Raw genomic sequence first — 20,977 nt, 5'->3', positions numbered from 1 at the left:
ATATTTCCAGACACAAATCAAAAAAATAAACAAATAGATTTGAAATTGGAAAATAAACCAACAACAATTAAATTACAAGATTTCACCACCGAAAGTGGTGTGCTTATTCCGTCTATAAACTTAAGTTATCAGGTTTTTGGACAGGTATTAAACACGGCTCCTATTGTATTGGTGAATCACGCTTTGACTGGCAATTCTCACGTAGTCGGCGAAAATGGTTGGTGGAATAATCTTATTGGCGACAATAAAACCATCGACACCAATAAATACACCATTTTGGCTTTCAACGTTCCAGGGAATGGATTCGATAAAACCTATATCGATAATTATTTGGATTATACAGCGCGCGACATCGCTAGACTTTTCATAGAAGGCCTTCGTTTTCTAAAAGTGAAAGAGTTGTTTGCTCTTATTGGCGGATCGGTAGGAGGTGGAATTGCTTGGGAAATGATCGCTTTGGAACCAAAGCTAACCCATAATTTTTTCCCAATTGCTTCCGATTGGAAATCGACCGATTGGTTGATTGCTAATTGTTATTTGCAAGAAAAAATTCTTTGCAATTCGTCTAAACCAATCGAAGATGCCCGAATTCACGCGATGTTGTGTTACAGAACGCCAGAATCTTTCAAAGAAAAATTTCAAAGAACGTCAACCGAATCTTTCGAATCGTTTCAGGTTGAAAGTTGGCTGAATCATCACGGCGAGAAATTGCAAAAACGGTTTCAGCTTTCGGCTTATAAAATGATGAATCAATTGCTTAAAACCATAGATATCACTAGAGGAAGAGATTCATTCGAAAATATAATTTCTGAAGTCGATGCCAATATTTATATTATCGGAATCAATTCGGATTTGTTTTTTACGGCTAATGAAAATAAGGAAACCTACCACGAAATCAAAAAATTCAAGCACAATGTTTTTTATAGCGAAATTGAATCGCAGCACGGGCACGACGCTTTTTTAATGGAATACGAACAATTAAACAATTTATTGGATGTTGTTTTTAAAAACAAAAAAAACAAAATGAAAATATTAAAATTTGGCGGAAAATCATTGGCCAACGGAGAAGGAATTAATAAAGTTTTAGACATTATTATTGATAAAAAAAGAAGAAGTGAGAATATAGCAGTCGTAGTTTCGGCTAGAGGAAAAGCCACCGATGAATTAGAAGATATTTTGACCATTGCCGCCAAAAACGGGAATTACAAACCCTTGTTGGAAAGTTTCAAAAGCTATCAGCAAGACGGTTATACTGTCGATTTATCCGAAGAATTTGCTGTTTTAGACAAACTTTTCGAAGGTGTAAGTCTGATTGGTGATTATAGCGAAAAAATTAAAGACCAAGTTTTGGCGCAAGGCGAATTGCTTTCGGCAAAATTAATTACTGCGATTTTGAATGAAAAGGGTATAAAAGCTCGTTTTGCAGATACCAGAGAATTAATAAAAACCGATTCCAATTTTGGCGATGCGCAACCTATCGAGCAAATTTCCAAGAAAAATGTAGCCAATTATTTCAAGGAAAATCACGATAAGGTAAACATAATCACTGGTTTTATTGGTTCTAATAACAATGGAGATACAACTACTTTAGGGAGAAACGGTAGTAATTACACAGCTTCTTTAATCGCCAATTATGTCGATGCCGAGGAGTTGCAAAATTACACTCACGTTGACGGAATTTACACTGCCAACCCAGAATTAGTTCCCGATGCCAAAAAAATTGACCGTTTGTCTTTTAACGAAGCGAACGAAATCGCCAATTTTGGAGCCACTATTTTACACGCAAAAACTATAATTCCGTTGTTGGAAAAAAATATTCCACTTCGAATTCTAAACACTTTCAATCACGAAAATCAAGGAACATTAATCACTTCAAAATCGAATAAAGAAGGAATTAAAACACTTTCTGTACTCGAAAATGTGGCTTTGGTCAACTTAGAAGGAAGAGGATTATTAGGAAAAACAGGCGTCGATGCTCGAATTTTTAGAGTGATGGGTGACAATAACATTAGCGTGAGCATCATTTCGCAAGGTTCTTCTGAAAGAGGAATTGGGCTTGTGGTTAATTCCAATCAGGCGACCAAAGCGATGATTGAATTAGAAAAAGAATTCGAAAATGATTTCTATTCGAAAGACGTCAACAAGATTTCGATTACCGATGATGTTTCCGTGATTTCGATCATTGGTCAGGATTTGAGTACTTTCCATAAACCCTACACTTCGTTGATAAAAAACAAGGTGGTACCTATTCTTTTCAACAATACGGTAACGGGAAAAAACGTGAGTTTGGTGGTTAAAAAAGCGCAATTAAACAAAGCGTTGAACGTGATTCACGGGGAAATTTTTGGAGTTTCTAAGAAAATCAACATTGCTGTTTTTGGACACGGATTGGTTGGAGGCACTTTGATTAATCAAATTCTAGAATCGGCTGCGACTATTGAAAAAAGAAAAGACATCAAGTTGAATGTTTTTGCAATTGCCAATTCTAAAAACTTGCTTTTGAACAAAAATGGAGTTTCTCCAAATTGGAAAAACGAAATTCAAACCAACGGTTTCTCCTATACAATTGATGATGTTATTGCTTTCGCCAATGAAAATAATATGGAGAATTTAATTGCCATCGACAACACGGCAAGTGCTGCTTTTGTTGAAAATTACGTGACATTGGCAGAAAATAGTTTTGACTTAATTTCTTCGAATAAAGTGGCAAATACTTTGAGTTATAAATTTTACAAAGACTTGCGAAAAGTTTTGGCAGAAAATCAGAAGAATTATTTATATGAAACCAATGTTGGTGCAGGTTTGCCATTGATTGATACCATAAAATTATTGCATCTTTCGGGTGAAAATATCACCAAAATCAAAGGTGTTTTCTCGGGAACATTGAGTTATTTATTCAATAATTTCTCTGCCAAAGATGTTCCTTTTAGTGAAATTCTGAAAGAAGCCATCGACAACGGTTATACCGAACCCGATCCAAGAGAAGATTTATGCGGAAATGATGTGGGAAGAAAATTACTAATTTTGGCGAGAGAATTGGATTTGCAAAACGAATTCGAAGAAATCAGCATTCAAAACTTAATTCCAGAACATTTGCGTGAAGGAAGCGTTGCCGATTTCTTGAATAAATTGAAAGAATTCGACCCAATTTATACCAAAATAAAAGAAGAACAAGAACCGAATCACGTTTTGAGATACATTGGTGAATTATCGGGTGATTTACAAAATGACAAAGGAAATCTAGAAGTAAAATTAGTTTCCGTACCTTCGGATACCGCTTTGGGCGGATTGAAAGGATCGGATTCGTTCTTCGAAATTTACACAGAATCTTACGGAGACCGACCAATTGTAATTCAGGGAGCTGGCGCAGGTTCGGCAGTTACGGCAAGAGGGGTTTTTGGAGATTTATTGAGATTGTCGGATAAAGGGTAAAAAAAGTGCTCAGTATTCAGTTCCGATAGCTATCGGAATGAGTGTTCAGTAAAAAAATATAAAATCCGCGTTTGAAAATCCGTTTCATCTGCGTCCAAAAAAATAAAATAATGAAAGTAACATTAAACCGAGTAAACGAAAACTTCCACTTCGAATTGAAAAACGAACGTGGACATATAGTAAATGTAGATGCACGCCCTGATTTTGGAGGTAATGATATGGGAGCAAGTCCAATGGAATTAATCTTGATGGGTGTGGCAGGTTGCAGCGGAATTGATATGATTTCGATTCTAAAAAAACAACGTCAGGAAATCACTTCTTTCAAAGCAGATGTTGAAGGCGTGAGGGAGGAAGTAGGCGATGCCAAACCTTTCAAAGATATTTATGTGGTATTTTATTTGGAAGGAAATATCAAAGAAGACAAAGCTTTGAAAGCAGCACAATTATCATTCGAAAAATATTGCTCAGTGGCTAAAACAGTCGAGCCAACAGCAACCATACATTATAAAGTAGTTTTAAACGGTGTAGAATTAGCGAAAATTTAATTTAAACAACTTTAAACTTTTTAAATGAACGAACAAGATTTTGGTTTCGAAACCAATGCCATACGCAATCAATTAGAGCGCACCCAATATTTAGAACATTCTGTGCCTTTGTACTTAACTTCCAGTTTTGTATTTGAAGATGCCGAAGATATGCGTGCCTCATTTGCCGATGAAAAAGATAGAAACATTTATAGCCGTTACAGCAATCCGAATACCAATGAGTTTGTGGATAAAGTTTGTCAAATGGAAGGTGCAGCAGCTGGATTTGCTTTTGCGTCCGGTATGGCTGCTGTCTATTCTACTTTGGCGGCTTTGTTGAATTCAGGTGATCATATTGTTTCGGCAGGCAGTGTATTTGGCGCAACACACTCCTTGTTTATCAATTATTTTCCAAAATGGGGAATAGAAACAACCTATTTTGACATTAACATGCCAGAAACCATCGAAAGTTGTATCAAACCAAACACCAAAATTCTTTTTGCCGAATCGCCTACCAATCCAGCGGTAGATATTATTGATTTAGAATTACTTGGAACAATTGCTAAAAAACACAATTTGATTTTGATAATCGACAACTGTTTTGCAACGCCATATTTGCAACAACCTATAAAATGGGGTGCCGATTTGGTTATCCATTCGGCAACTAAATTAATGGACGGTCAAGGGCGTGTATTGGGAGGAATAACCGTTGGTGATGCCGAATTGATTCAAAAAATCTATTTGTTTTCTCGATTGACAGGACCTTCTTTGTCACCGTTTAATGCTTGGGTTTTGTCTAAAAGTTTAGAAACTTTGGCCATTCGATTAGACAGACATTGCGAAAACGCCTTGAAAGTAGCCGAGTTTTTAGAACAACATTCAAATGTAAGTTTGGTGAAATATCCGTTCCTGAAATCGCACCCTCAATATGAGATTGCCCAAAAGCAAATGAAATTGGGTGGCAACATTGTGGCTTTCGAAATCAAAGGTGGAATTGAAGCGGGAAGAGCTTTCTTAGATAAAATAAAATTGTGTTCATTGTCACCCAATTTAGGCGACACCAGAACTATTGTAACGCATCCAGCCTCAACAACACATAGTAAATTGTCTGTCGAAGAACGTTTGGCAGTAAGTATTACCGATGGTTTGGTACGTGTTTCTGTAGGATTAGAAACCGTGAAAGATGTTATTGCTGATTTGGAGCAGGCATTGTCGTAAAAAAATACTATATTTGATTAAATCTAATAATTGTAAATATGGTAGCAGAATATAATAAAGAAATGCTTTTGATTGACATAGATACAATTGTTGAGACTTTTCGAGCGTTGGTTTATGCTACAAGAGTTACTTTTGATAGTCAAAAAGAACTTGGTCTACCGATTGATAAAATTGATGTTGACGCGAAGGGAACATCGGATAGTTGTATAATTCGTGGAACAGAATTTAGTTGTTATTTAAATTCTCCGGAAAAACTTGAAGCTTTGATTAATCATTGTGCAGCATTTTCAAGAGCAAACCTTTTGATTGCTATTCAAGAAAGAATAAAGGGTTATTGTTTGAATAGTACACAAAACAACAAGACTCAGTTTTTGGAAACTAAAGATGACTTTAAACATCGTAGTGCTTTATATATGTTAAAATGTCTTAGAGATTCTGCTACCCACTGGAAACCTGCAAATGAAGTATTTTATTCTGATAAATACGGTGATGAGTTAGAGATTGACGGTTTGATTATAAAACAAAAAATGCTAGAGTCTAATCTTAATGTGAGTAACTTTAAATTACTCGAACTTGTTGGCAAAGTTAGGAAATTTGTAGTTGAAGAATTAAATTAAATTCAAAAATCAAACATAAAAATGCTCTCATAAAAAACAAAATACGGCATCAAAGGGTTGACTTTTTTGACAAACCTAGAAGCTCAAACGATTTTATAAATTGCTGAAAAACAAAATACACTACAATGCAAAATCCAAACGAAATAAAATTATTTGAAGAAAAAAAAGTTCGCACTTTATGGAGTGAAGATAAGGAAGAATGGTATTTTTCTATTATTGACGTTATTGCCGTTTTAACAGAAAGTGTGGACGCAAATGCGTATTGGCGTAAGCTAAAACAGCGTCTAAAGGTTGAAGGAAATGAAACCGTGACGAATTGTCACGGGTTGAAAATGCAAGCTGCTGATGGCAAAATGCGTTTAGCCGATGTTGCTACCACCGAGCAGCTTTTTCGATTAATACAATCTATTCCTTCGCCCAAAGCAGAGCCTTTTAAGTTGTGGTTAGCTCAAATAGCTAACGAGCGATTAAACGAAATGCAAGACCCAGAACTAACTATTGATAGGGCTTTAGAGCAATATTTGAATCTTGGATACAGCGAAAATTGGATCAATCAGAGACTGAAAACTGTCGAAATTCGTAAAGAATTGACCGATGAATGGAAAAGATTAGGACTGAAAGAAGGGCAACAATTTGCTAGCTTGACCGATATTATTACCAAAACTTGGTCGGGAAAAACAACCAAAGAATACAAAACATTAAAAGGGTTGAAAAAAGAAAATCTTCGGGACAATATGACCAACACCGAATTGATTTTGAATATGCTGGCTGAAGCTTCGACTAAAGATATATCCCAAGCCGTGAATCCGAAAAATTTTATTGAAAGCGCAACCGTAGCAAAACGAGGAGGAACTATTGCTGGAAATGCTCGTAAAGCATTAGAAGAACAAACAGGTAAAAAAGTAGTTACTAACTTAAATGCAAAAACTTTTTTAGAGGATAAAAAGAAATTGTTGTAAATTTAACAACTATTCATAAATCTTATAAATGCTCTCAAAAAAAACAAAATACGGAATCAAAGCACTGACTTTCTTGGCTCGCCAGAAAGACAATACGCCAGTGCAAATTGCTGAAATTGCCAAAGCAGAGCATATTTCGCTGAAATTTTTAGAAAGTATTTTGTTACTCCTGCGTCATTCTGGTTTTTTGGGTGCCAAAAAAGGAAAGGGCGGAGGTTACTATCTCATCAAAGAACCCAAAGACATCAATATGGCTAAAGTCTATCGTATTCTTGAAGGCCCAATTGCCTTATTACCTTGCGCTAGTCACAACTTCTACGAAAAATGCGACGATTGTAACGATGAATCTATTTGTGCCGTTCGCAAATTGATGATGGAGGTTCGGGACAACACTTTAATGATTCTCGAAAACAATACGCTCGCTGATATTGCATTTTAATCCGTAATTTTTTTTAAATATTATTTTGTTATTTGGAATAAAGTAGTATTTTTGCCAACTAATCTATTAAGCCGATAGGGTAATAGATTTTTGTAGAAAATACAATAAAATTATGATTAAGAGATTTGTAAAAAGTTTTAGTGACTCTGTAGGTGTAGCGCAAAATAGTTCTTTTGCCAAACAACTTTGGATTTTTGTCCCCGTTTTTTTGATTGTGGTTTTATTAACCGTTTTGATATACAATCATTATGCTGATTTTACTTGGAACAATTTCTTAGCTGGATTTAACAAAGAGTTTTTGGTGTTTTTTGCTATTGGTGTTTTTGCACAATTGGTTGATGGAACTCTAGGGATGGGTTATGGTGCGACTTCTACTTCGTTTTTGTTGGCGTACGGTGTTCCGCCAGCAATCAGTAGCACTGGAGTTCACGTTGCCGAAATGTTTACTACCGGAGCTTCTGCAGTTTCCCATCATAAATTTGGAAATATCAATAAAAAATTGGTCAAACATCTTTTAATCCCTGGTGTTTTAGGCTCGATTGCAGGGGCTTATTTGTTGGCTGATGTAATTGATGGAGATGTTATAAAGCCTTTTATAGCAGTATATATGATTGTGTTGGCTGTTATCATCATTAAAAAGGCATTAGTTAAGAATATTGTAAAAAAGAAAACAAAAAGATTAGATCTTTTAGCCTCTTTTGGAGGTTTTATGGATTCTGTAGGCGGTGGTGGTTGGGGGCCAATTGTAACATCTACCTTGTTAGGTCGTGGTAGAAATCCTCGCTATACCATTGGTTCAGTAAATGCGGCGGAGTTTGCAGTTTCTTTTGCCAGCGGGGTTACCTTTATGATTTTCGGAGGAATTAGCGGATGGCAAGTAATCATTGGATTGATTTTGGGTGGCGTTATTGCAGCTCCTCTTGCTGCTTTTCTGGTGAATAAAATTCAAAGAAAACCTATGATGATTGCTGTAGGAATCCTGATTATCATTTTAAGTTTAAGAACTTTGTCTAAATTAATATAAATCCACTTTTCTCCCTCTCCTTTGGAGAGGGTTGAGGTGAGGAAAAAATTATTATAATGAGTGTAGCAATTGTAAATGCTTTATTAGAAAAAACGAAAGGATTTTCCATCGAGGAAACTTTAGTTTTTTTGGCTAGCGAATATCAAGGAAAAGTGGTTTTTTCGACTTCTTTCGGACAGGAAGACCAAGTGATTACGGCTTTAATAGCCAAAAACGATTTACCAATAACCATTTTTACTTTGGACACTAGTCGATTGTTTCAGGAAACCTACGATGTTTTTTATAAAACGTTGAAAAAGTATAAAAAAGAAATAAAAGTCTTTTTCCCAGAAGCAGCTTCGGTAGAAAAATTATTGGAAACCAAAGGACCGAACAGTTTCTACGATTCGGTCGAAAATAGAAAAGAATGTTGTTTTATTCGAAAAGTAGCGCCTTTGACCAAAGCTTTGAAAGGAAATGCCATTTGGATTACGGGATTAAGAGCCGAGCAATCAGAGAATAGAAATAGTTTCGATTTGTTTGAATACGACGCACATTTTGACATTATAAAATTCAATCCATTATTAAAATGGTCTTTGAAAGAAGTCGAAGACTATTTAGAAAAAAATAATGTGCCACAAAATGCATTACACAAACAAGGTTTTGTAAGCATTGGTTGTGCGCCTTGTACCAGAGCAATCACAGCGGATGAAGATATTAGAGCCGGAAGATGGTGGTGGGAATCGAGCCACAAAGAATGCGGTTTACATCAAAAATAAAATAAGTATATAATTAAGAAACGGCCACGAATTTCACGGATTTAAAAAACTTTGTTGAATTAGTAATTAATAGAATAATTCGTGAAAGGGTGGCAAAATATTAAAACAAAATGAGTTCGATGTTAAAAACAAATGCTTTAGAAAGCGAAGCGATTTACATATTTAGAGAAGTTATTTCTCAATTCGAAAAGCCGGTTTTGCTTTTCTCAGGAGGAAAAGACTCCATTACATTGGTGCGTTTGGCGCAGAAAGCATTTTTCCCGGCCAAAATTCCTTTTCCTTTATTGCACGTAGATACAGGACACAATTTTCCTGAAACTATCGAATTCAGAGATCGTTTGGTTGCTGAATTAGGATTAGAGTTAATTGTTCGCAATGTGCAAGATTCTATCAACGAAGGAAAAGTAATCGAAGAAACAGGGCGTTATTCAAGTAGAAATATGTTGCAAACGACTACACTTTTAGATGCAATTGAAGAATTCAAATTTGATGCTTGTATTGGTGGTGCACGTCGTGACGAAGAAAAAGCGAGAGCTAAAGAACGTATTTTCTCGGTTCGTGATGATTTTGGTCAATGGGACGAAAAAAACCAACGCCCAGAATTATTCGATTTATTGAACGGAAAAATCGAAATCGGACAAAACGTTCGTGTTTTCCCAATTTCAAACTGGACAGAATTAGATGTTTGGAGTTATATCGAACAAGAAAAAATTGAAATTCCATCTATTTACTTTTCACATAAAAGAAAAGTATTCATTAGAGATGGTATGATTTGGTCACATTCTCCATTTGTTTACCAAGAAGAAGATGAGGTTGTAGAAGAAAGAATTGTGCGTTTTAGAACTGTTGGAGATATGAGTTGTACCGCAGCAGTTGATTCGTATGCAGCTACAATTGCTGAGGTTGTTGGCGAAATCAGAACTTCTACAATTTCTGAAAGAGGAGCCAGAATCGATGACAAACGTTCGGAAGCTGCAATGGAAAAAAGAAAACAACAAGGATACTTTTAGAGAATTGTATAATGTAAAAAATGTATAGTGTATAATGACAAATTGTAAAGAAGGGATTTGCTAATTTACAAAGCATCTTTATCACATTAATTTCATAAGAATACAATATACATTCTAGTACAATACAATAGACATTCTACAACAATACAATATACATCATACAATAAATTACAATATATAATTTCAGAATATGGAAGTTTTAAAAATAGCAACAGCAGGAAGTGTAGATGACGGAAAGAGCACATTAATCGGGAGATTATTATACGATACAAAATCGTTGACAACCGATAAAATTGAAGCAATAGAAAGAAGCAGTAAGCAAAAAGGATACGATTATCTGGATTTTTCTTTGGCTACCGATGGTTTAGTTGCCGAGCGTGAACAAGGTATTACGATAGACGTGGCACATATTTATTTTTCGACAGCCAAGAAAAGTTACATCATTGCCGATACGCCAGGTCACGTTGAATATACTAGAAATATGGTTACTGGAGCTTCGACTTCGCAAGTTTCCATTATTTTGATTGATGCTCGAAAAGGAGTTATTGAGCAAACCTACCGTCACTTTTTCATCAATAATTTATTGAGAGTGAAAGAAGTGATTGTTGCGGTAAACAAAATGGATTTAGTTGATTATTCGGAAGAAGTTTACAACAAAATCAAAGCCGATTTTCAAGCCTTAAATGCCAAAAGCACGTTCAAAGAACAAGTAGTAAGTTACATTCCTTTAAGTGCAATCAACGGTGGAAATGTAGTAGACAAATCCGAAAATATACCTTGGTATGACGGGCAAACTATTTTGGAACATTTAGAAGGTTTAGAACCGAAAGACGTTTTCGAAAAAGGGAAAGTGCGTTTCCCAGTTCAAACAGTGATTCGTCCAAAAACCGAAGAATACCACGATTTTAGAGGATACGCTGGAAAATTATACGGAAATAATATCAAAGTTGGAGATGCCGTAACGGTGCTTCCTTCATTGACTGAGTCAAAAGTTTCTAAGATTCATTTCTTCGATGCACAATTCGATGAAGCCGTTGCAGGTTCGTCAATTACAATCGAATTGGAAAATGATATCAATGTGACTCGTGGCGATATGATCGTAAAAAGCGGCGAACTTCCTAGAGTGGAGAAAGACATTGAAACTACAATTTGCTGGATGGACAGTAAAAAATTAGTAGCTGGAACAAAATACATCGTTCAGCACAATACAAACCGTGTTTTAGCCAAAATAGATGCGGTACAAAATACGATTTCTACTGACTATTCAGGAACAAAAGAAGCGTCACAATTAGCTATCAACGAAATTGGAGAAGTGAAAATAAAGTTAAGTAAGCCTTTGTATTTTGATGCTTACAGCGAGAACAAGTCGAATGGAGCGTTTATACTAATTGATACGTCGACCAATACAACTGCAGGCGTTGGATTTATAAAATAGTTATTAATTTATGGTTGACGATTCGTTGTTCGACACAAACAATAAACCATAAACAACAAACACAAAAGAGAAAGTATGGAAAGTTTTAGAACTGAAATAGAGAACCCAATTGTCCAAAAAGACATCATCGATTTAGAAAGAAAAATTGCTTTATTCCGTGACGGAAAAATCGATGAAGAGCGCTTTCGTAGTCTTCGTTTGGCGCGTGGTGTTTACGGTCAACGTCAAGAGGGTGTGCAAATGATTCGTATTAAATTACCGTTTGGTAAAGTAACGAGCGAGCAATTGCATCGTATTTCTGATGTTTCTGATGAATATTCAAGAGGTCGTTTGCATATTACAACACGTCAAGATATTCAAATTCACTATGTGAGTTTGGATAGAACTCCGGAACTTTGGGCCGAGTTAGAAAAAAGTGATATTACGCTTCGTGAAGCGTGTGGAAATACCGTTCGTAACATTACCGCTAGCGAAAACGCAGGAATTGATCCCGAAGAGCCATTTGATGTATCTCCGTATGCTTACGGGTTGTTTCAATATCTTTTGAGAAATCCTGTTTGTCAGGAAATGGGACGAAAAGTTAAAATGTCATTTTCATCATCGGATAAAGATACAGCTTTGAGTTATTTGCACGATTTAGGATTTATTCCAAAAATAGTAAATGGAGAAAAAGGGTTCAAAGTAATGCTGGGCGGTGGATTGGGTTCTCAGCCACATCACGCCGAATTGTTGTCGGAATTTATTCCCGCAAACCAAATAATTCCAACCACGGAAGGAATTCTTAGAGTGTTTGACCGTCACGGCGAAAGAGCCAAACGTTTGAAGGCCCGTATGAAATTCTTAGTGAAAGATTTAGGAAAAAATGAATTTTTACGATTGGTCGAAGAAGAGAAAAAAGCTTTGTCTTGCCAATCTTTCGAAATTGATACAACGGCTTTTGATAGCCCAATTCCAGAACCGTTGAAAGTAGCGCCAAAAGTAGAAATTGCTGATCTTGCCGCTTTTGAAGCTTGGAAAAAATCGAATGTAATTCAACAAAAACAATCAGGATATGTAGCCATCGGGATCAAAGTTCCTTTGGGTGATTTTTATACAGACAAAGCCCGATTATTGGCTGATTTGATTAAAAATTATGGAGCGAATGAATTGCGTTTTTCACTAAGACAAGACATTCTTATTCGTAATATAAAAGAAGATAATTTAGTCTTTTTTTACCAAGAATTAGAAAAACTTGGATTCGTAGCTTTAGGATACAATTCAACTGCCGATATTACCGCTTGTCCAGGAACTGATACTTGTAATCTTGGAATTGCAAGCAGTACAGGAATCGCAACAGAGCTAGAAAGGGTTTTGGCCGCCGAATATCCACAGTACAACGAGAACAAAGATATTACCATAAAAATCAGTGGCTGTATGAATGCTTGTGGGCAACATAATATGGCCGAAATTGGTTTTCAAGGAATGTCGATTAATTCAGGAAAGCTAGTTGCTCCAGCACTGCAAGTGTTGTTAGGAGGAGGAAATTTAGGTAATGGAAATGGAAGATTTGCTGATAAAGTAATCAAAATTCCGAGTCGTCGTGGTCCTGAAGCCTTGCGTTTTATTTTGAATGATTTCGAAGCGAATGCCAACGGACTTAAATTTTTGGATTATTACGATGCCAAAGGCGAGAAATATTTTTTCGATTTATTGACGCCACTTGCTGATATTACAAATCTTACTGACGCTGATTTCGTCGATTGGGGAAATGCAGATAATTATGTAAAAGCCATTGGTGTGGGCGAATGTGCAGGAGTTGTAATTGATTTAGTGGCTACTTTAATTTTCGAAGCCAAAGACAAATTGACTTTTGCACAAGAAGCTTTCGAAGAGAAAAAATGGTCAGATGCAATTTATTTAGCATATGCCGGATTTGTAAATGGTGCCAAAGCCATATTGCTTGCCGAAAACGAAAAAACAAATCATCACGCAGGAATCATCGATTTGTTCGACACTATTTTTACAGCGACAAACAAAATCGAATTGAAATCTACTTTCAGAGATTTAGTGTATCAAATCAACCAAAATGAGCCTTCTGGCGAATTTGCAAAAAAATATATTGAAGAAGCAATTGCTTTTTTTGAAAAAATTGAATTGTATAGAGTCAAAGATTTAAAAAATGAATAAAATCGTAAAACCCAAAGTAACATTAGTAGGCGCTGGTCCCGGCGATCCAGATTTACTGACTATCAAAGGTGTAAAAGCACTTGCTGAAGCCAATGTGGTTTTGTATGATGCTTTGGCAAACGAAGAAATATTGGCTTACGCACCAAAAAAGTCCATCAAACTATTTGTTGGCAAAAGAAAAGGTTGTCACGCCTATTCGCAAGATCAAATCAATCAGTTAATTGTAGATAATGCATTGACTTACGGAAATGTAGTACGACTAAAAGGTGGCGATCCTTTCATTTTTGGTCGTGGAAGCGAAGAAATCGAATATGTTGAAAGTTTCGGAATTCCTACTGTTGTAATTCCAGGAATTTCATCTTCGGTTGCTGTTCCCGCCAATCAAGGAATTTCATTGACAAAAAGAGGCGTTTCCGAAAGTTTTTGGGTAATCACAGGCACCACTTCAGATAGAAATTTATCAAAAGATGTGGCTTTGGCAGCCAAATCTACTGCAACTGTTGTAATTTTGATGGGAATGAGCAAGTTAGACCAAATCATTGCTTTGTTTCAAAACGAATCCAAAGGAGAAACTCCCGTTGCGATTATTCAAAACGGAACAATGCCTAACGAAAAAGTAGGTTTTGGAACTATTGATACCATTGCTGAAGTTGTACATAAGAAAAATTTGAGTTCGCCAGCCATCATCGTTATTGGTGAAGTCGTGAAAGAACGCAATAAATTAAAAGGATTTTACAAGGAATTTATTTCCGATAAAGTTTGCGCTAGAGAATAAAACAATTCGATTTTCTGCAAAGCAAACAAAAATTAAAATGTTTATTGAACCATTAAGAGATTAAGAAAATTAAGTTTTAGCCTTAATGAACCTTAATCTCTTAATGGTTTCAAGCTAATAAAACTTTATTTTTTATAAATCACATACTGTAAAATGGGCATCAGTAACTGATATGCAAATATAATAATGGACAAAAACACATCATATTCTAACAATCAGGACTCGACTTCATCTCCTTCGGAGAGGGCTGGGGAGAGGAACGAACTATACCCAATTTTTCTAAAACTAAACCAACTCGATGTGCTCATTGTGGGTGGAGGAAATGTAGGTTTAGAAAAATTGTCCTTTATGCTCAAATCCAGTCCGAATGCCAATGTTGAGGTAGTAGCGATACATTTTTTACCAGAATTAGAAGCATTAGTCGAAAAACATCCTTCGGTAAAATTGACGCAATCCAAGTTCAAGAAAAAAATGCTCAAAAAACGACATTTGGTTATTGCTTGCACCGACAATTTGGAAGTCAACAAACGAGTGTACGATTTATGCCGAAAACGACATTTGATTTGCAACATCGCCGATACACCACCTTTGTGCGATTATTATTTGGGTGGAATCGTTACCAAAGGAAATGTAAAAATCGCTATTTCCACCAATGGTAAATCCCCAACTACTGCCAAAAGATTGCGCGAATTTTTCGAAGAAATTATCCCAGACGACATTAATTCAATGGTCGAAAACCTGAATGAATACCGCAAAACCCTAAAAGGCGATTTTCAGGAAAAAGTGGATAAAATGAACGAAATCACCCAAGCTTTAAAAGGTAAACAATAAACACTCCTTATATTTGCGATTCATCGCGCTATGTCTTTACTTTGCACCGATTATTTTTTAGCAATAAATAGTGCCGAAACGGTTCATTTTTAGGCTAATCAAAAATACAATACTCATCAAAATTAACTAGATACCCTTTGCGCCTTAGCGTCTTCGCGGTAAAAAGAAAATGACAAAAAGCTTTTGCGTCCTTGCGACTTTGCGGTGAAAAAATAAAAAATAAGTTATGTCAAACATTCAAGAAGAAATCATAAAACGAATTCTCGTGCTCGATGGAGCAATGGGAACGATGTTGCAACGCTATAATTTCTCTGAGGAAGATTTCCGAGGAGAACAATTCAAAGACTTTCCACATTCGCTCAAAGGGAACAACGATTTGTTGTCTATTACCCAACCAAAAGCGATAAAAGAAGTGCACGCTTTGTATTTTGAAGCCGGAGCCGATATCGTGGAAACGAATACTTTCTCAGGAACCACTATCGGAATGGCGGATTATCATCTTGAAGAATATGTTTATGAACTCAACTACGAATCGGCAAAAATTGCCCGTGAAGTAGCCGATGAATTCACAGCCAAAAATCCAGAAAAACCCCGTTTTGTAGCCGGTTCAATTGGGCCGACAAACCGTACGGCAAGTATGTCGCCAGACGTTAACGATCCAGGTTATAGAGCTGTAACCTTCGATGATCTGCGTATTGCTTACAAACAACAAGTTGAAGCTTTAATTGACGGAGGAGTAGATTTACTTTTGGTAGAAACTATTTTCGATACCTTGAATGCCAAAGCTGCGCTTTTCGCTATTGAAGAAGTGAAAGAAGAACGCAAAATAGATATTCCGATTATGGTTTCAGGAACCATTACCGATGCTTCTGGAAGAACACTTTCGGGACAAACGGTGGAAGCCTTTTTAATCTCGGTTTCACATATTCCGCTGTTGAGTGTAGGTTTCAATTGCGCTTTGGGAGCCGATTTGTTGAAACCTTATTTGCAGACATTGTCACATAATACTTCATTCAATATATCAGCACATCCCAATGCTGGATTGCCCAATGCATTTGGAGAATACGACGAAACACCAGGGCAAATGCAAGCTCAAATACGAAGTTATCTAGAAGATAATTTAGTAAACATTATAGGAGGTTGTTGCGGAACAACTCCGGAACATATCAAGTTGATTGCTGATATTGCGAAGGATTATAAACCTAGGGTTTCAGAGGCGGTGATGTAATAATTTGATTTTGTGTATTACGAATTTTTTATTTGTTGATACTAAAACAGCAAAAGACTATGCCTAAAATTAAAACATATAGATTACTAAATTTCAAATTTTTATTTGAAATTCTTTTGATTATTTTATTAATCTTGTTTTTCCCTTTGATGATTTATGGCAATTTCAAATGTCTATCTGGCTTTTGGAATAATAATTACAAAGCAGGATTTTTCGGAGTATTTTTTTTGATTATTAATTCTTATTTATTTTACTATTTCAGTTTGGTAATTTATCAATTCATAAAATATGTTTTTTATGAAAAAAACACAAAAATTACAATTGATTATGATAACAGAAATGTTACAATAATTAAAAATACGTATTCGTATATTATAAATTCTACAAATTTAAAATCAGTTGAATTTCATTTGTCAACAAAACATTATAAAAATCTATTACGTAATTTTGGATATACAAAGTTATTATGCAAAGATGGGAATGAATTTATTATTACAAATTTTGTTTTAGATTTTGAAATTATTGAGAATATGTTTAATGATGTAAAAAAAATTAAAAGGTTAAGTGAAATTATTTATCTGCCCAGCTAGCGCGAGTCCCCTGCTAGCGCGAGCTTCTAGCCCGTGCCTTCAAACAAAGGCAGGAAAAAGATTTAAAAAAAAATTAGAATAGGCACGAGCGTGACGCTCGCGATAGCATCATAAGAGTTCCGTAGGAACGACCCGTTTTGTAGCAACGGATTTTAATCCGTTGGATGAAGATGTCAATTGCAACGGAATTTATTCCGTTGTTAAATAAAAAATAAAAAAATGGCAGAAGCAGAAAAAAGAAGAAACCTAGTTTTATCGGGATTGGAACCCTTAATCATTACGCCGGAAAGCGTATTTGTAAATATTGGGGAACGTACGAACGTAACCGGTTCACGAAAATTTCTTCGATTGATCAAGGAAGAGAAGTACGATGAGGCACTAGATATCGCCAGACAACAAGTCGAGGGTGGAGCCCAAGTTATCGACATCAATATGGATGAAGGAATGCTCGATGGTGAATATGCAATGGTGAAATTCTTGAATTTAATCGCTGCCGAACCGGATATTTCTCGTGTGCCGATTATGATTGACAGTTCGAAATGGGACATCATTGAGGCCGGTTTGAAGGTTGTGCAAGGAAAATGCGTGGTCAATTCGATTTCCTTGAAAGAAGGAGAAGAAGCCTTTATTCATCACGCCAAATTAATCAAACGTTATGGCGCCGCTGCTATTATTATGGCTTTTGACGAAGTAGGACAAGCTGATAATTTTGATCGTAGAGTAGAGATTTGTCAGCGTTCGTATGATATTTTAGTCAATAAAGTAGGTTTTCCTCCACAGGATATTATTTTCGATTTGAATATATTTCCAGTGGCAACCGGAATGGAAGAACACCGCTTGAATGCATTGGATTTCTTTAGAGGAACCAAATGGGTTCGCGAAAATTTACCACACGCACACATCAGTGGTGGTGTGAGCAACGTATCGTTTTCGTTTCGAGGAAATGACACCGTTCGTGAAGCAATGCACTCGGTTTTCTTGTATCACGCCATCAAAAACGGAATGACGATGGGAATCGTGAATCCAGAGATGTTGTCTATTTATGATGAAATCCCAAAAGATTTATTAGAACACGTAGAAGATGTAATCCTGAACCGTCGTGATGATGCTACAGAACGTTTATTGGATTTTGCCGAGAATGTAAAAGGTGATGCCAAAAGTAATGAAGTTGCGGTACAAGAATGGCGTTCCGGAACTGTTCAGGAAAGAATCACACACTCATTGGTAAAAGGAGTTGATGCTTTTATAGAAATTGATGTGGAAGAGGCTCGATTGGCAGCCACAAAACCCATTGAAGTAATCGAAATCAACTTGATGGCGGGAATGAATGTGGTTGGAGATTTGTTTGGTTCAGGAAAAATGTTTTTGCCACAGGTGGTAAAATCAGCACGTGTAATGAAAAAAGCTGTGGCCTATTTGTTGCCTTATATCGAAGCTTCAAAACAAGCGGGCGACAAAGAAGGGAACGGAAAAATATTGATGGCAACTGTAAAAGGCGACGTTCACGATATTGGAAAAAATATTGTTTCGGTGGTTTTGGCTTGTAACAATTACGAAATTATTGACCTTGGCGTAATGGTTCCTCCCGAAAAAATTATCGCTGCAGCCATAGAGCACGAGGTTGATATTATCGGTTTGAGCGGATTAATCACGCCATCTTTGGATGAAATGGTTTATTTAGCCAAAGAATTAGACAAAAGAGGAATGAAAATTCCAGTAATGATTGGTGGAGCAACGACTTCGCGTGCGCACACTGCCGTGAAAATTGCACCACAATACAAAGGAACAGTAATTCACGTTAACGACGCTTCGAGAGCCGTTACGGTAGCTGGAAATTTATTGGACCATAATAAAGAACAATACACCAGCGATATTCGAACCGATTACGATGCTTTTAGAGAATCGTTTTTGAATCGTTCGCGTGACAAAAATTTCTTGAGTATTGAAGATGCTCGTAAAAATAAATTACAATTGGATTGGGCAAATTTCACTCCAGTAAAACCAAATATCATTGGCGAACAAGTGATTGAAGTGGATTTGGATGTTTTAGTTCCTTACATCGATTGGACGCCGTTTTTTAGAACTTGGGAATTGTTCGGAAAATATCCTGCTATTCTAACGGATGAGGTTGTTGGTGAACAAGCAACTTCAGTTTTTGCCGATGCACAGGAAATGTTGAAAGTAATTTTGAAAGAAAAGAAATTACAAGCCAAAGGGATTTATGGCATTTTCCCAGCGAATACAATAAATGATGATGATATTGAAATTTTACCGACAACGGATAACGGACAACCGATAACTTTCCTCACTTTGCGTCAGCAAGCACAGAAAACTGCGGGAGCTCCAAACATCGCTTTGGCGGATTTTATCGCTCCAAAAGATAACGGAGTAACCGATTATATGGGAGCTTTTTGTGTAACGACTGGTTTTGGCGTTGACGACTGGGCAGCTGAATTCGAAAAGGATTTGGACGATTACAATTCGATTATGGTCAAAGCATTGGCAGACCGTTTTGCAGAAGCATTTGCCGAATATCTTCACGAAAAAATCCGTAAAGAAATTTGGGGGTATTCAAAAGATGAAGTCTTGACCAATGATGAAATGATTGCCGAAGAATACAAAGGAATTCGTCCAGCACCTGGTTATCCAGCTTGTCCCGACCATTTAGAGAAACCGACCATTTGGAAATTGCTTGATGTAGAAAATAAAATTGGAGTAACATTGACCGAAAGTATGGCAATGTGGCCGGCTTCTTCGGTTTCTGGTTATTACTTTGGAAATCCTGAAAGCAAATATTTTGGTCTCGGAAAAATAAAAGAAGACCAAGTTATTGATTACGCGAAACGAAGAAGTATTTCTACCGATAAGGCAATGAAATGGTTGAATCCGAATATAGCAGATTAAATTTCTGTATATTGTAGATTGTAGAATGTATATTGAAAGAAAAAATACAGCTACAAATACATTATACAATTTACAAAATACATTATACATTTTTTTTAAATGAAAGTAACACAACATATAGAAGACGCTCAAGGAAAACCTTTGTTTTCTTTCGAGATTGTTCCGCCACAAAAAGGGAGTAATATCAAAGATTTATACGCTAGTATCGACCCTTTAATGGAGTTTAAACCGCCATTTATTGACGTAACTACTTCTAGGGAAGAATATGTATATATCGAGAAAGATGGGCTATTTGATCGTCGCATTACGCGTATGCGTCCTGGAACGGTTGGAATTTGCGCTTCTATTCAACATAAATACGGTGTAGATGCAATCCCTCACGTACTTTGTGGCGGTTTTACTAAAGAAGAAACAGAGTATTTATTGGTCGATTGTCATTATTTAGGAATTGACAATTTGGTTGCTCTTCGCGGTGATCCAATGAAAGGGGAAAAGTATTTTGAACCTACCAAAGGAGGAAATCATTATGCAGTGGATTTGGTAAAACAAATCAAAGCGATGAATGCCGGACAGTTTTTGCACGATACTTTGCCAATGCAAAACGCGCCTGATTTTTGTATTGGAGTTGCGGGTTATCCTGAAAAACACATCGAAGCACCAAGTCTAGAAGCTGATTTAAAAAGGCTGAAAGATAAAGTCGATGCTGGTGCCGATTATATCGTGACACAAATGTTTTTTGATAACCAAAGATACTTCAAGTTTGTCGAAGCTGCCCGGGCCATCGGAATTACGGTTCCAATCATTCCAGGAATAAAACCAGTAGCAGTAAAACGTCATTTGCAATTATTGCCACAAGTATTTTGGTTAGATATGCCGCAGGATTTGATTCATTCTATAGAACAAGCGAAAGATAACGCTGCTGTGCGTCAAATAGGGGTTGAGTTCGCCGTACAGCAATCGAAAGAATTGATTGAATTTGGAGTGCCTTGTGTGCATTATTATTCGATGGGGAAATCTGATAATATTCAGCAAATAGCCACACAAGTTTTTTAGATTTATACTATTTA

Annotated in this window: 17 protein-coding genes; all 17 read left to right on the top strand. The window is 36.4% G+C overall.

Annotated elements, in window-relative coordinates:
• The first annotated feature begins 45 nt into the window (after window positions 1-45).
• The 17 genes from thrA (at window position 46) to metF (ending at window position 20,963) form a co-directional block, all read left to right on the top strand.
• Window positions 46-3,432 carry a bifunctional aspartate kinase/homoserine dehydrogenase I gene (gene thrA / locus ACIQ1E_RS01070; protein WP_396167917.1) on the top strand — a complete coding sequence of 1,129 codons (3,387 nt, stop codon included), beginning with the start codon at window positions 46-48 and terminating at the stop codon, window positions 3,430-3,432.
• A 110-nt stretch (window positions 3,433-3,542) separates the two neighbouring features.
• Window positions 3,543-3,977 (top strand): OsmC family protein, encoded by a 435-nt coding sequence (locus ACIQ1E_RS01065; RefSeq protein ID WP_396167916.1) that lies wholly within the window; start codon window positions 3,543-3,545, stop codon window positions 3,975-3,977.
• A 24-nt stretch (window positions 3,978-4,001) separates the two neighbouring features.
• A complete protein-coding gene (locus tag ACIQ1E_RS01060; RefSeq protein WP_396167914.1) occupies window positions 4,002-5,174 on the top strand; it encodes a trans-sulfuration enzyme family protein in 1,173 nt (390 codons plus the stop codon).
• 38 nt (window positions 5,175-5,212) lie between these two features.
• Window positions 5,213-5,791, top strand: a complete 579-nt coding sequence (locus ACIQ1E_RS01055; RefSeq protein ID WP_396167912.1) for a hypothetical protein — start codon at window positions 5,213-5,215, stop codon at window positions 5,789-5,791.
• A 125-nt stretch (window positions 5,792-5,916) separates the two neighbouring features.
• The gene (locus tag ACIQ1E_RS01050; RefSeq protein WP_396167911.1) at window positions 5,917-6,750 is read left to right on the top strand and encodes a Bro-N domain-containing protein; all 834 of its coding nucleotides are present in this window, start codon (window positions 5,917-5,919) and stop codon (window positions 6,748-6,750) included.
• A gap of 28 nt (window positions 6,751-6,778) precedes the next feature.
• Entirely contained in the window at window positions 6,779-7,189 is a 411-nt protein-coding gene (locus ACIQ1E_RS01045) for an RrF2 family transcriptional regulator (RefSeq protein WP_396167909.1), read from the top strand.
• 112 nt (window positions 7,190-7,301) lie between these two features.
• Window positions 7,302-8,213 (top strand): sulfite exporter TauE/SafE family protein, encoded by a 912-nt coding sequence (locus ACIQ1E_RS01040; protein ID WP_396167907.1) that lies wholly within the window; start codon window positions 7,302-7,304, stop codon window positions 8,211-8,213.
• A gap of 56 nt (window positions 8,214-8,269) precedes the next feature.
• On the top strand, window positions 8,270-8,971 hold the full coding sequence (locus ACIQ1E_RS01035; RefSeq protein WP_396167906.1) for a phosphoadenylyl-sulfate reductase: 702 nt from the start codon (window positions 8,270-8,272) through the stop codon (window positions 8,969-8,971).
• Window positions 8,972-9,081: 110 nt separating this feature from the next.
• Window positions 9,082-9,981, top strand: a complete 900-nt coding sequence (gene cysD / locus ACIQ1E_RS01030; protein WP_396167904.1) for a sulfate adenylyltransferase subunit CysD — start codon at window positions 9,082-9,084, stop codon at window positions 9,979-9,981.
• 190 nt (window positions 9,982-10,171) lie between these two features.
• Window positions 10,172-11,416 carry a sulfate adenylyltransferase subunit 1 gene (locus ACIQ1E_RS01025; RefSeq protein ID WP_396167903.1) on the top strand — a complete coding sequence of 415 codons (1,245 nt, stop codon included), beginning with the start codon at window positions 10,172-10,174 and terminating at the stop codon, window positions 11,414-11,416.
• A gap of 75 nt (window positions 11,417-11,491) precedes the next feature.
• Complete coding sequence (locus ACIQ1E_RS01020) at window positions 11,492-13,582, top strand: HEPN domain-containing protein (protein ID WP_396167901.1); 2,091 nt, start codon at window positions 11,492-11,494, stop codon at window positions 13,580-13,582.
• A complete protein-coding gene (gene cobA / locus ACIQ1E_RS01015) occupies window positions 13,575-14,357 on the top strand; it encodes a uroporphyrinogen-III C-methyltransferase (protein ID WP_396167899.1) in 783 nt (260 codons plus the stop codon). The genes ACIQ1E_RS01020 and cobA overlap by 8 nt, the downstream gene beginning before the upstream one ends.
• Before the next feature lie 186 nt (window positions 14,358-14,543).
• On the top strand, window positions 14,544-15,188 hold the full coding sequence (locus tag ACIQ1E_RS01010) for a bifunctional precorrin-2 dehydrogenase/sirohydrochlorin ferrochelatase (protein WP_396167897.1): 645 nt from the start codon (window positions 14,544-14,546) through the stop codon (window positions 15,186-15,188).
• Window positions 15,189-15,414: 226 nt separating this feature from the next.
• A complete protein-coding gene (locus ACIQ1E_RS01005) occupies window positions 15,415-16,416 on the top strand; it encodes a homocysteine S-methyltransferase family protein (protein WP_396167895.1) in 1,002 nt (333 codons plus the stop codon).
• A gap of 59 nt (window positions 16,417-16,475) precedes the next feature.
• Window positions 16,476-17,006, top strand: a complete 531-nt coding sequence (locus tag ACIQ1E_RS01000) for a hypothetical protein (RefSeq protein ID WP_396167894.1) — start codon at window positions 16,476-16,478, stop codon at window positions 17,004-17,006.
• 219 nt (window positions 17,007-17,225) lie between these two features.
• Window positions 17,226-19,910, top strand: a complete 2,685-nt coding sequence (metH, locus tag ACIQ1E_RS00995) for a methionine synthase (protein ID WP_396167892.1) — start codon at window positions 17,226-17,228, stop codon at window positions 19,908-19,910.
• A gap of 99 nt (window positions 19,911-20,009) precedes the next feature.
• On the top strand, window positions 20,010-20,963 hold the full coding sequence (gene metF / locus ACIQ1E_RS00990) for a methylenetetrahydrofolate reductase [NAD(P)H] (RefSeq protein ID WP_396167890.1): 954 nt from the start codon (window positions 20,010-20,012) through the stop codon (window positions 20,961-20,963).
• Window positions 20,964-20,977: the final 14 nt, after the last annotated feature.

The organism is Flavobacterium sp., assembly GCF_044348915.1.
Lineage (GTDB): Bacteria > Bacteroidota > Bacteroidia > Flavobacteriales > Flavobacteriaceae > Flavobacterium.
Note: the sequence above shows the minus strand (reverse complement) of the source record. Positions and strands in the feature narration are given on the sequence as shown.